The following is a 12,337-nucleotide window of genomic DNA, read 5'->3' on the forward strand; positions in this document are numbered from 1 at the left end:
GCATCACCTTTCTGCTAAAAGGGGAGAAATAAGCTCCTCTATTTTGTGTTTGAATTTTCTAAGTGTCTCGTCCTCGTTGATTTTAAATTGCTCTAAATCCTCTTCCACCATTTTAATGATGGCACTTCCGACTACAATTCCATCACAATAAGGCTTTAATGCTTTTACTTGCTCAGATGTCGAAACCCCAAAACCAACCGCTACCGGAACTTGGCTTTTCTGTTGCACATCTTCTAAAAATTCATGAAGATCAGAGGAAAAGTCCTTCCTTACACCCGTTACTCCAAGGGAGGAAATACAATAGAGAAAGCCTTGAGCATTCTCAGTTATTCTGTTCATTCTACTTTTGGAAGTTCGTGCCACTAAGGAAATATACGTCAAAGCATGCTTGTTGCACTGCTCGCGTATTCTCTCACTTTCCTCAAATGGTAGGTCAGGAATAAGAAGACCATCAATATTATTTTCCTTCGCTAAAGCGAAAAAGGATTCTTCTCCTAATTGTAACACAGGATTGTAGTACGTAAAGAGAATCACCGGAATTTTCAGACCTCTTTGACGCATTTCTCCGGCAAGCTCCATCGTTTTTCTTATCGTCATGCTATGCATTAGAGCACGTTTAGATGCTCGTTGAATGACTGGTCCATCAGCTAGAGGATCAGAATAAGGTACACCCAGTTCAAGAACAGAAGCACCTGCCTCTTGTAGCTTTAGGGCTAGCTTAATGGTTAGTTCAGGAGTGGGGTCACCTGACATAATAAATGGAATAAATAATTTCTGATGATCTGGTAATCGTTCCGTATATGTTGTCATTTTTTCTCCCCTTCCATCTCTTTCATTAGCGTATGCACATCCTTGTCTCCTCTTCCTGATAAGCATATTAGAATGGACTCCTGTTTCTCCATTTTACGAGCTTCCTTAAAGGCAGTTGCTAGAGCATGTGCAGATTCAATAGCTGGGATAATGCCCTCTTCTTTAGCCAATAAATGAAGAGCATCTAGTGCTTCTGAGTCCGTGACGCTTTCATAGTGTACCCTGTTACTTTCTTTTAGATAGGCATGCTCAGGCCCAATCCCAGGATAATCAAGTCCTGCTGAAATGGAATAAGGCTCCACAATTTGTCCATGTTCATCTTGTATGAGATAAGTCATAGATCCGTGAATGACCCCTTTTGTTCCTTTTGTCAGAGTGGCCGCATGAAGAGGGGTATCAATTCCCTTCCCGGCTGCTTCAACCCCAATTAGGAGAACGTCATCATGAATGAAAGGAGCAAACATCCCAATAGCATTAGAACCGCCCCCAACGCATGCAACAATTTTATCTGGGAGTTTGCCTTCTTTTTCAAGAATTTGTTTTTTGGACTCTTCCCCAATGACACGTTGGAATTCACGTACCATGAAAGGATATGGATGAGGACCAACCACAGAGCCGATCATGTAAAAATGATCCTCACAATGCTGAACCCAATAACGGATTGCTTCGTTTGTAGCATCCTTTAATGTCTTGTTTCCGCTCGTTGCCGGTATCACCTCTGCACCTAAAAGCTTCATGCGAAAAACATTTAATGCTTGCCGCTCTATATCTTCTTCTCCCATAAACACCTTGCATTCAAGACCGAATTTCGCTGCCACCGTTGCGGCGGCCACACCATGCTGTCCGGCACCGGTTTCTGCAATAATTTTCTTTTTCCCTAGTCTTTTTGCAAGTAGCGCCTGGCCAATGGCATTATTTATTTTATGTGCTCCTGTGTGATTCAAATCTTCTCTTTTTAAATAGATTTTCGCACCACCAAGATAGCTTGTAAGTTTTTCAGCATAGGTAAGGGCGGTAGGTCTACCGGAATATTCTCTTAAATAATAATGATAATCTTCTAGAAATGCCGGGTCCTCTAACGCCTCCTTAAGTCCTTCCTCCAGTTCTTCAAGAGGTACCATCAATGTTTCTGGGACATATTTACCGCCGAACTCTCCGAACCTACCAAAGCTATCTGGACTCTGTACTTGTTTCATCATGCTTCACCTTACTTTCTATGAAATTCATTTTTGCTACATCCTTGCTAAAATCCGTTTCGATACCGCTTGAAATATCAATGCCTTCAGGTTGATACGAAAGTAACTCTTCAATTGTTTCACCATTCACTCCACCTGCGATAAAACAGGGAATACTAATTTCTTTAGCCTGCCTTTGGTAGTGTGGTATAGCCTCCCAATCAAAGCGGGTTCCTGTTCCTCCGTATTGACTACCCTTTTTACTGTCAACTACGATGCCTTGTATAAGATCTTTGTAGGGTGCTAGATTAAACTGTTCTTGGCTCTTATGGTGGATGACCTTCCAAATTTCTGCGTTCGTGCTTTCTTTTAGCTCTTTAATAAAGGAAGGTTCTTCCTCTCCATGGCATTGTATAACATCAAGATGGACTTCTTTTGTTATCTGAACAATCTCTGTTATTGCTTGATTGACAAATACACCAACAAGCTTTTTGTCTCCAGGTGGATTTTCCTTTAACCAGCTTGCAACCTGTTTAGATTGAACCTGGCGTTTACTATCGGCAAATATAAATCCAAGATAATTCGCTTTGGATTGTCGCGCTTTAAAATAATCATCACGGCTTTTTATTCCACAGTATTTTAATAAGGTATTAGACATGAATACTCTCACCAAATAGTCTTTTAACCCCTATCCCCGGAGAAATATCCTTCATAAATGCTTCTCCTACTAAGACAGCGTTTGCGCCGTACTCTGACACTTGTTGTAAATCTCCCGATGTTAAAATACCACTCTCGCTAACTAGCAACGATTCGGGGGGAATAAACTCCGCAAGCTCTCTTGTTGTATTTGTTGAAGTGGTGAAGGTCTGTAAATCCCGGTTGTTCACACCGATGATTTTCGGCGTAAAGGTATTTAGCATGGACTTTAAACGCTTAAGGCTATGAACTTCGACTAGTACATCTAACCCTTTTTCCATCGCCATCTCATAAAATTTTACTAATGTTTCATCTGGCAAAATTTCCGCTATTAAAAGAATTGCATCTGCACCAATTCTTACACTTTCTTCAATTTGCAAGGAATCGATTATAAAATCCTTACGTAAAACGGGCAGCTGAGTGGTTTCTTTCACAGTCATTAGATCATGCTTAGAGCCTTTAAAATAACTCTGATCTGTTAAAACGGATATGCAATCCACCCCTACTTTTTCATATTCGGCACCAATATCAATAGGAGAATACCTCTCTTTTAACACTCCTTTTGAAGGAGATGCTTTTTTCATCTCAGCAATAACCCCTATGTTCCTTTTTGGGTTTTTCAGTGCGTCATAGAAAGAATATTTTGCCACTTTTTTTGTTGGTGGCAGCACCAAGCTTGCCACTTCCTGTTTTTTTGTTTGGACAATTTTAGTTAACAAGCTCATTCACTCCCTTACATTGAAGTTTCGCTAGCAAGCGATACGGCTCACCATTTTCCACTAAATCCTTTGCAAGTGTAACCCCACTTTTGAGATCCTTTACAAGCCCTGAGACATAAAGAGCTGCTCCCGCATTGAAACAAACAATCTGTTTTGCACTTTTATTGGCTGTATTTGTAAAAATTTTGTGAATTAAAGTTGCACTTTGCCTACTATTTATGACTTGTATATCCTCCATGCGACCCTTTTCCAAACCTACATCCTCTGGGGAGATTGTATAGGAGGTTATTCTTCCATCTTTCACTTCCACTACATGAGTATTTGCTGCGATAGAAAGCTCGTCTAACCCGTCCTCACCGCACACAATCATCACATGCTCAGATCCAAGCTCTTGAAGTACCTTGGCCATCTTATGAGCGTATTCCTTAGAAAACACCCCAATCACTTGTTTTTTACATCTTACGGGATTGGCTAATGGTCCAAGTAAATTAAATATAGTTCGAAATCCAATTTCTTTTCTAGGTGCCACCGCATGCTTCATGGCTTCGTGATAGATTGGTGCAAATAGAAAGCTCATTCCTTTTTCCTCTAGTGTAGAGGTAGCCTCTACTAATGATTGCTGTACTGGTACTTGAAGAAGCTCTAGCACATCAGCACTTCCACTCGCAGAAGAGACCGCCCTATTCCCATGTTTGGCTACCTTTGCACCTCCACTTGCTGCTACGATGGCTGCAGCAGTGGAAATATTAAACGTTGAGGCACCATCACCGCCGGTACCGCATGTATCAATTAAGTGAGGATGCGCATAATTAATTGGTTTCATATGGTTTCGCATCGCCTTGGTAAAACCGAGCATTTCCCCCTCACTTTCTCCTCTAAAACGAAGAATGGAGATAAAGCTGGCAATCTGACTAGAGGTTACTACCCCGTTCATCATTAAGTCCATGGCGTGTTCTGCTTCTTTACTGGAGAGTTGTTTCCCTTCAATAAGCTTTGTTAAGTAACCCTTAAACATGTGGCAACGCCCCTTCCGTATCTTTGGAAAAATAGTTGTTTGCTATTTGAATGGTCTCAATTAATGCAGAAGCCTTATTAATCGTTTCCTCCCATTCCAGCTCTGGAACAGAATCAGCGACAACTCCAGCTCCAGCTTGCACATAAAAGGAGCTTCCTTTTTTCTGAATGGTCCGAATGGTAATGCAGGAATCAATATTGCCATCAAAGCCTATATAACAGATAGCTCCAGCGTAGGTATTACGGCTTGAGGGCTCCAATTCCTGTAGTATTTGCATCGCTCTCACCTTTGGAGCACCTGACACCGTTCCAGCTGGAAATGCTGCGAGCAAGGCATCTACAGGAGAGTAAGTTTCCTTCAGTTCTGCAGTAACAATTGAGATCAGATGCATTACTCGAGAAAAATAAACTAGCTCTTTAATAACCGGCGTTTCCACAGAACCATAACGGGCTACTCTTCCTAAATCATTTCTTGCAAGATCCACAAGCATATAATGCTCTGCCTGCTCTTTTTCATCTTCTAGAAGTTCTTTTGCAAGCAGTTGGTCTGCTTTTGTTGACTCTCCTCTTTTGCGAGTTCCTGCAATCGGGTGTATTTCAAGCTTGTTATCTTGAATTTGAATTAGCCGTTCTGGTGAACTTCCAATTAACTCCATGTCATCAAACACTAGGTAAAATAGATATGGAGAAGGATTTTGTTTTCTAAGCACACGATATACATCAAAGCCATCCATGTTTGCTTGTAGCTCAAAGCGCTGAGATAAAACGCATTGAAAAATGTCACCTGCTTGTATATAGTCCTTAATTTTATCAACATGAGCTAAAAAGCTTGCCTTTGTGTAATTAGAATGAACCGGAAGTTTCTCTTTATCTTCATGACTCTCAATTAAGCTTTCTGATTCTGCTCGTACTCTTAGCTTCTGTACGTTTTGGGCTATAAGTCTTTTCGCATCGGAATAACGTTGTTCTAACTCATTCTTACTTTCTTTTCCGTTCAAGCGGATGTAATGAATGAAATGCAATTCATTTTTTTTATGATCGCATACGACAATATCTTCACAATATAAGAGGTTGACTGTCGGTTCTCCACCATATTGAGGATGGACGGGAACCTTCTCCATACTTGGGATAAAATCGTAGCTCAAGTAGCCAACTGCTCCCCCTGTAAAGCCCAGTTTTTTATCCAAAAGCTTCACTTGCAAAAGACTATTCGTGTGCTCTAATACCTTTTTTAGACTAGGTGAGGAATATAACACTTCTCCTGAGCCCGTTTTTTTCAACTCTATTGTGGCATTTGTGGCTATTATTTTCATAAAAGGGTTCAGACCGATAAATGAAAATCTTGCCCATTCCGAATTAGGTTCCTTGCTTTCAAGAATATAGGAAGCTTGTTCCCTTAAACGCTGAAAGATGGCTACAGGTGTTAAGGTATCTTCAAAAAATGTTTCAACAATTGGGATAGTTTTACATGATTTGCTATCTTTCAAAAAAGTAGCAAACGCTTGAGTGTGCATCGTATCTCCTCCATTTTTAGAAATGGAGAATGAGCAACATATAGAGGTGTGAAAGAATGAGGAAAAAATAAAAACCCAAAGACAGAGGATAGTCTTTGGGTATATAAATCAATATACATCCTAACCTCAGCTCTACTCATTCTCAGCTATTCTCTTCTCAACTCGACTCTAACAAATATTGGCGCTTTCGCCCTAAACTAAAACTAACTTACACTAATCTAAAAATCTAACAATTACTTACTCCATACTCTATGACAGGTGCCTTTAATTGTCAACTGAAATTGTCTGATTCAAATCAGGTCTTAGTGAAACTGCATCATGTAAATAGACATGATGCACGTTCTTCTGTTCTATTTCTGTATTAACTGTCAGCATCACTCTAATGCAGAAGGGCAAAGAATCTGGCACAGCAATTTCTCTCGTGCACATAACCGGAACATAATCCCATCCAGCAAACTTTCTCAATGCTTTTGCAGGAAAACATGCAGTTATATCCTCCGTGACAGAAATCAGAACCTGAGCAACGGCGTCTGGATCAATGCGATTAGCAGCAATCATCTTGTGTAATAATTCCTCTGTTTTTCCAATAATTTCGTTTTCTGAATTCTGTACCACCGTTGTAGCACCTCTAATTCCTCTAATCACCGAATTCCCCCTTTACCATAAGCTTCTTAATAGCACTCACTTAATACATCTAAAATGAGATCATCCTGCACCTTCTTGACCTTTACATGGCCCACTTTCTCCATCAATACCATATGTATATGACCATCTTTTGTTTTCTTGTCTTTTTTCATCCATTCTAGTATCTGGGAAGGTGTCAAATCACTCTTAATAGAAGTTGGGAAGCCTAGCATTTTCCAGTAAGCACTCATTTCTTCTGACAGCACAAGCTCTGGATTTAGCCGTTCGCTTAATTTCGTTGCAAATAGCATACCAAGTGCCACACCGTCACCATGAGATATCTTACCGTAGCCGTAAGAAGCTTCAAGTGCATGACCAAGCGTATGACCAAAGTTTAAAATAGCTCTTAACCCTTGTTCTTTTTCATCCTGTGCAACCACTTCTGCTTTTATTTTTATGCCATTTTCAAGGCAAACAAGTAAACGCTCGGGAGTTAGGTCGTCCATTGTAAATACTTCATGTCTTAACCACTTATAGAAGGCAGCATCCCAAATTAGACTATGCTTGATTACCTCTGCAAATCCAGAGCGCAATTCTTCTTTTGGAAGGCTTTGCAAAAAGTTCACATCATACACTACCGCTTCTGGTTGATAAAAGGAGCCTATCATGTTTTTCCCAAGTGGATGGTTGATAGCCACCTTTCCCCCTACTGCACTATCATGCGCAAGCAGTGTAGTAGGAAGTTGGATAAAGGAAATTCCTCGCATAAAGGTAGAAGCAACAAAGCCGGCAATGTCTCCAACAACTCCTCCACCAAGGGCAAGAATTGCGGAATGACGATCTAGTCCTTTTTCTAAAGCTACTGTTTGAATAGCATAAAAATTTTCAAAGGATTTTGCATCTTCGCCGTGTTTCAGTACGAACGTATGAACAGTGTAAGCATCGCTTAGCTGTGACACAATCGAAGGAAGATAAAGCCTCTCTACACAATCATCTGTTACAATTAAAAGTTTGGATGGCTTGTTTGGAATTCTTTGTAAAATGTCGTGAAGATGAGTAGAAGCCTTTCTTCCAACTAAAACAGGATAGGTCTTTGTTTCAGTCTGCACACAAATCTCTTTGATGTTAGAACCTTCTAGCATCTTCTCGCATCCTTTGTACATTTTCTCTGATAGAATTCATTTGATCCTGTCCAAATTGTTCTACAATCGCCTTGGCTATTTCAAAAGCAACTACTGCTTCTGCTACAACACTAGCGGCAGGTACGGCACAACTGTCCGATCGCTCGATACTTGCTTGGAAAGGCTCTTTCGTATCGATGTCCACACTTTGTAGTGGTTTATAAAGCGTAGGAATTGGTTTCATTACTCCTTTTACCACAATCGGCATGCCAGTTGTCATACCGCCTTCAAAGCCACCTAAATTATTGGAGAGCCTGTAATATCCGCGCTCTTCACTCCATGCAATTTCATCATGCACTTTGCTACCTGGAAGACTTGCAGCTTTAAAGCCTACTCCAAACTCAACACCCTTAAAAGCATTGATGCTCATCACAGCTGCTGCTAGCTTCGCATCAAGCTTTCGGTCGTAATGTACATAGCTTCCGACACCAGCTGGGATTCCTTCAACAATAACTTCGACTATTCCACCAATGGAATCTCCATTTTGTTTAGCAGTATCAATGGCATCCATCATTTCCTGCTCTACCACCTTGTCATAACAGCGAACTGGAGATGCTTCTGTTTTCTCTTTTAGATCACGAAGACTTTTAATTTCTTTTGGCGCAGCTTTTACTCCACCAATTTCTGTCACATGCCCTGCTACTACTATTCCAAGCTCTGCTAGAAATTTTCTAGCAACGGCACCTGCAGCCACTCTGACTGTCGTTTCCCGTGCTGAAGAGCGTTCAAGAACATTCCGCATATCTCGATGGCCATATTTAATCGCGCCATTAAGGTCTGCGTGACCTGGGCGAGGCTTGGTTACTTTTCGCTTTACCTCTTCTTGTGCTTCATCTGAAATGGCTTCTATGCCCATAATTTTCGTCCAATGCTTCCAATCATCATTTACTACAGCTAAGGTGATTGGGGAACCTAGTGTGTAACCATGACGAACACCACTTAAAATTTGAACGGTATCCTTTTCAATCTGCATTCTTCTTCCTCGGCCATGGCCTTTTTGGCGTCTGGCGAGATCTTCATTAATATCATCTACCGTTAATGGTAGACCGGCTGGAACTCCTTCTAAAATGGTTGTTAATTGTGGTCCATGTGACTCGCCTGCTGTTAAATATCTCATTCTTATCAGCTCTCCTTTATCTCTTTAAAGCTTTTAAGCGTGTAAGTAAAATAATTATGTAATACTATACCATAAGTGTAGCGGATTGTACTAGTAAAAAAAAGCAGACTTAGAAAAAAGCATGCACGTTCAATAAAAAAAGCTGCCTATGGCAACTTTTATTTTTTTCGATAAAAGAAGGTATCTACCACTTCAAAACCATATTTTGCTGGCTGAAAAATCTGCTCTGTGCTTCCTACAAATAATATGCCACCCTTTTTCAAAGCCTTACTAAATTTATGATAAAGATGTTCCTTTGCTTCTTCTGTAAAGTAGATAAGCACATTGCGACAAACGATTAAACTCAAATCCTTTTCAAAGGGGTCTGCAAGAAGGTTTTGCTTTTTAAAGAGTACCGATTTTTTCACATTTTCTGTTACTTTATAAAGACCGTTTTGCGTGGTAAAAAAACGCTCTTTCTTATCTAGAGGGACTTCCTGTAATACCCGTTCTTGATAAGTGGCGAGTTTTGCTCGGGCTATGGCGTTTTCATCGATATCTGTAGCTAAAACCTGAAAGCTACCAAAAGGCATAAAATTACTTAACACCATTGCAAGAGTGTACGGCTCCTCACCTGTTGAACAGGCCGCACTCCACACTTTCGGTCGTTTTTCTTGTTGAATAATATCTGGGAGAATCTTTTTCTCTAGTATTTCCCAGCGATTATAATTTCGGTAGAATTCAGAGACGTTTATGGTCATTCTGTCGAGGAATGTATGAAGCTCTTTGTGATCAGAATCAAGTGCTTGATAGTACGTTAAGAAGCTATCATAGCCGCTTTTTTCATAGAGGGATGTCAGTCTTCGTTTCATTTGCCCCTCTTTGTATAAAGAAAGATCAATTCCTGTTTTCCTTTTTATTTTTTCTATGAACATCGTGTAATCGTCCCTCAATATATTCATCTCTTTCTCTTCTATAAGTAGTTATATGTATGATAAAGCAAAACACCTCCTCCATGATAATAGAAAAGGTGTTTTGCTTGCTAAAGCGTTTTCAATTTATAGTGGTATTAGTTTACCCAGCTATCAATGTCACGTTTGTATTCTACAATACCTTCGCCGTTGAAGAAAAGACCAATTTCACGCTCTGCACTCTCTGGAGAATCAGAACCATGAATAATGTTCTTTCCAACGATAACAGCATATTCACCACGAATGGTTCCAGGTGCTGCATCTTTAGGGTTTGTAGCGCCCATCATTTGACGCGCGGTAGCGATTACATTTTCACCTTGCCAAACCATAGCGAATACAGGACCAGAAGTGATGAAATCTACAAGCTCTCCAAAGAACGGACGCTCTTTATGTTCACCGTAATGCTCTTCTGCAAGTTCTGTAGGGATTTGCATTAATTTTGCCCCAACAAGTTGAAAGCCTTTTTTTTCAAAACGAGAAACAATCTCCCCGATTAAGTTACGTTGTACGCCATCAGGCTTCACCATTAAAAATGTTTTTTCCATAATAATTCTCCACCCCATTACGATTATGTAAGGTTAGGTAAACTCTAACCTATCAAAATATATCACGCTTTTTATAGAATCGCAACAGAAGATGGAGAATTATCTTAATATTTGGCTGTTTTCGCATTTTTTTTGCTCTGGGTATATTTTATACCTCCGTAATCAAGGTTGCTGTCGTTCTCTTTTCGTGAAGGGATAAATAAATATGTAGCAAATTCCCTTTACTTAATGAGTGGAAAAAGTCCTAAGGCGACTTTTTCTTCAGTTTTTAGCAACAATCTTTTAGAAAAGAGCCTAATATTTCCGTTTTCCGATATATTTGGCAATATTATTAAACGTTCTTTTGGCAACTCCTGCTGGGAGCATCTCAAGCTCTAAGAATGCCTTTTGAAGATAACGGTCACTAAGGGCAAAAGACCGAGAAATACCATCTGACTCCTTAATATCTTTAATAATTTCTTTTATCTCTTCTGGAGATGTACTTTCATTGACTTGACGAATTTTTTGATTTAACTTTTTGTTCTCCATCGCATATAAAGCTGGTAATGTCACATTTCCTTGAAGGAGATCACTTCCGGCTGGCTTGCCTAACTCTTTTTCGGTGGAAGTAAAATCTAAAATATCGTCGGTAATTTGAAAGGACATCCCTACGTAATATCCGAACCAGTAAAGTCTTTTATGCACATCTTCGGGAACATTTGCTGCGATTGCTCCCAGCTGACAACTTACAGCAATAAGGATGGCGGTTTTTCTTTTGATTCTACGAAGGTAGGTACGGAGGTCTTGATCATAATTGTATTTATCTCTAATTTGTTCAATCTCACCTTTGCATAGTTCCACAATGGTGTTTGATAAAATACGGTGAGCTTCGATGCTCTCCACATTGGTCATTAATTCGAGCGAACGGGCAAAAATATAATCGCCCGTATACATTGCAATTCGGTTATCCCATTTGGATTTTATCGTTGGTTTTCCTCGTCTAATTTCCGCATCATCAATAACATCATCATGCACTAAAGAAGCCATGTGAATCAGTTCGAGTGCAACAGCAACATCTTTTACCTTTTGGATATTATAGTCACCTAGCTTCGCTGCAAGCAATACAAAAACAGGACGGATTCTTTTCCCTCCAGCTTGCAGCAAGTGCATAGACGCCTCTTGCAGTAATGCTCTTTCAGACTGAATGGTGGAAACCAATTCATCTTCAATAACTTGCAAATCATTATTTAAAAAAGAATACATCATCTTTAATTTCATGCAGGTCACCTTTAAACATTAATTTTTAGGTTTTACTCCTAAATGCATGGCAGCAACTCCACCTGTATAAGCCTTGACATCTACTGGACGGAAACCTACTTCTTCAAACATTTCCTTTAGTTCTTTCATACCTGGAAAATCCTTTGCAGATTCATGTAGCCATGCATATTCTTTGTAGCTTTTTGCAAAGACCTTTCCCAAAAAAGGCATCATGTAACCAAAATACAAAAAATATACTTGCCTGAAAATAGGCATTGTCGGTTGGGAAGTCTCTAGGCATACGACTTGTCCTCCTGGCTTTACGACTCGGTACATTTCTTTTAATACCTGATAGTAGTCTGGAACATTCCTAAGTCCAAAACCAATGGTAACATAGTCGAACGAATCATCTTCAAATGGAAGAGCCATCGCATTGCCGTGCACTAATTCGAGGTTTTCCATTCCGAGTTTTTTCACTTTTTCTTTCCCAATAGAGAGCATATTTTCACTAAAGTCTAGTCCAGTGACTTTTCCGTTTGATCCAACAGCTTCTGCCATAGATATTGCCCAATCACCTGTGCCACAGCAGACATCTAAAGCGCTTGCACCCTTTTGAACATTCATTCGTCTCATCGTGTCTTTACGCCATGCGATATGACGCTGAAAACTAATGACAGAATTCATTTGATCATAATTTTTATATATTTTTTCAAAAACACGATGAACTCTTTCTTCCTTTGATGGTTGTTGCATCGC

13 protein-coding genes are annotated in these 12,337 nt (G+C 39.9%); all 13 read right to left on the reverse strand.

The features are described 5' to 3' along the window. Nucleotides 1-3: 3 nt before the first annotated feature. A complete protein-coding gene (trpA, locus tag FIU87_RS11775) occupies nt 4-810 on the reverse strand; it encodes a tryptophan synthase subunit alpha (RefSeq protein ID WP_152444778.1) in 807 nt (268 codons plus the stop codon). Next, the gene (gene trpB, locus FIU87_RS11780; RefSeq protein ID WP_152446528.1) at nt 807-2,006 is read right to left on the reverse strand and encodes a tryptophan synthase subunit beta; all 1,200 of its coding nucleotides are present in this window, start codon (nt 2,004-2,006) and stop codon (nt 807-809) included. Before trpB ends, trpA begins: the two co-directional genes overlap by 4 nt. Beyond that, complete coding sequence (locus tag FIU87_RS11785) at nt 1,981-2,643, reverse strand: phosphoribosylanthranilate isomerase (protein ID WP_152444779.1); 663 nt, start codon at nt 2,641-2,643, stop codon at nt 1,981-1,983. The genes trpB and FIU87_RS11785 overlap by 26 nt, the downstream gene beginning before the upstream one ends. Beyond that, nucleotides 2,636-3,400: an indole-3-glycerol phosphate synthase TrpC gene (gene trpC / locus FIU87_RS11790; protein WP_152444780.1), complete on the reverse strand. Its 765-nt coding sequence runs from the start codon at nt 3,398-3,400 to the stop codon at nt 2,636-2,638. Before trpC ends, FIU87_RS11785 begins: the two co-directional genes overlap by 8 nt. Beyond that, on the reverse strand, nt 3,390-4,415 hold the full coding sequence (gene trpD, locus FIU87_RS11795; RefSeq protein ID WP_152444781.1) for an anthranilate phosphoribosyltransferase: 1,026 nt from the start codon (nt 4,413-4,415) through the stop codon (nt 3,390-3,392). The genes trpC and trpD overlap by 11 nt, the downstream gene beginning before the upstream one ends. Next, nucleotides 4,408-5,928, reverse strand: coding sequence for an anthranilate synthase component I (gene trpE, locus FIU87_RS11800; RefSeq protein WP_152444782.1), 1,521 nt, complete (start codon nt 5,926-5,928; stop codon nt 4,408-4,410). Before trpE ends, trpD begins: the two co-directional genes overlap by 8 nt. A gap of 264 nt (nt 5,929-6,192) precedes the next feature. Further along, nucleotides 6,193-6,573 carry a chorismate mutase gene (aroH, locus tag FIU87_RS11805; RefSeq protein WP_152444783.1) on the reverse strand — a complete coding sequence of 127 codons (381 nt, stop codon included), beginning with the start codon at nt 6,571-6,573 and terminating at the stop codon, nt 6,193-6,195. 26 nt (nt 6,574-6,599) lie between these two features. Further along, nucleotides 6,600-7,676 (reverse strand): 3-dehydroquinate synthase, encoded by a 1,077-nt coding sequence (aroB, locus tag FIU87_RS11810; RefSeq protein ID WP_152446529.1) that lies wholly within the window; start codon nt 7,674-7,676, stop codon nt 6,600-6,602. Nucleotide 7,677: 1 nt separating this feature from the next. After that, on the reverse strand, nt 7,678-8,850 hold the full coding sequence (gene aroC, locus FIU87_RS11815; protein WP_152444784.1) for a chorismate synthase: 1,173 nt from the start codon (nt 8,848-8,850) through the stop codon (nt 7,678-7,680). 158 nt (nt 8,851-9,008) lie between these two features. After that, nucleotides 9,009-9,791, reverse strand: a complete 783-nt coding sequence (locus tag FIU87_RS11820) for a CheR family methyltransferase (protein WP_152444785.1) — start codon at nt 9,789-9,791, stop codon at nt 9,009-9,011. Between the two features lie 107 nt (nt 9,792-9,898). Further along, complete coding sequence (gene ndk, locus FIU87_RS11825; protein WP_152444786.1) at nt 9,899-10,345, reverse strand: nucleoside-diphosphate kinase; 447 nt, start codon at nt 10,343-10,345, stop codon at nt 9,899-9,901. 294 nt (nt 10,346-10,639) lie between these two features. Beyond that, a complete protein-coding gene (hepT, locus tag FIU87_RS11830) occupies nt 10,640-11,602 on the reverse strand; it encodes a heptaprenyl diphosphate synthase component II (protein ID WP_152444787.1) in 963 nt (320 codons plus the stop codon). 18 nt (nt 11,603-11,620) lie between these two features. Beyond that, nucleotides 11,621-12,334: a demethylmenaquinone methyltransferase gene (gene menG / locus FIU87_RS11835; RefSeq protein ID WP_152444788.1), complete on the reverse strand. Its 714-nt coding sequence runs from the start codon at nt 12,332-12,334 to the stop codon at nt 11,621-11,623. Between the last annotated feature and the right edge of the window lie 3 nt (nt 12,335-12,337).

This window comes from Bacillus sp. THAF10, assembly GCF_009363695.1.
GTDB lineage: Bacteria > Bacillota > Bacilli > Bacillales > Bacillaceae_I > Sutcliffiella_A.

Excerpts from the sequence above, each read along its gene's own strand:
- trpA (WP_152444778.1), bottom strand. The coding sequence starts at position 810 with ATGACAACATATACGGAACGATTACCAGATCATCAGAAATTATTTATT.
- trpB (WP_152446528.1), bottom strand. The coding sequence starts at position 2,006 with ATGAAACAAGTACAGAGTCCAGATAGCTTTGGTAGGTTCGGAGAGTTC.
- FIU87_RS11785 (WP_152444779.1), bottom strand. The coding sequence starts at position 2,643 with ATGTCTAATACCTTATTAAAATACTGTGGAATAAAAAGCCGTGATGAT.
- trpD (WP_152444781.1), bottom strand. The coding sequence starts at position 4,415 with ATGTTTAAGGGTTACTTAACAAAGCTTATTGAAGGGAAACAACTCTCC.
- trpE (WP_152444782.1), bottom strand. The coding sequence starts at position 5,928 with ATGCACACTCAAGCGTTTGCTACTTTTTTGAAAGATAGCAAATCATGT.
- aroC (WP_152444784.1), bottom strand. The coding sequence starts at position 8,850 with ATGAGATATTTAACAGCAGGCGAGTCACATGGACCACAATTAACAACC.
- FIU87_RS11820 (WP_152444785.1), bottom strand. The coding sequence starts at position 9,791 with ATGAATATATTGAGGGACGATTACACGATGTTCATAGAAAAAATAAAA.
- ndk (WP_152444786.1), bottom strand. The coding sequence starts at position 10,345 with ATGGAAAAAACATTTTTAATGGTGAAGCCTGATGGCGTACAACGTAAC.
- hepT (WP_152444787.1), bottom strand. The coding sequence starts at position 11,602 with ATGAAATTAAAGATGATGTATTCTTTTTTAAATAATGATTTGCAAGTT.
- menG (WP_152444788.1), bottom strand. The coding sequence starts at position 12,334 with ATGCAACAACCATCAAAGGAAGAAAGAGTTCATCGTGTTTTTGAAAAA.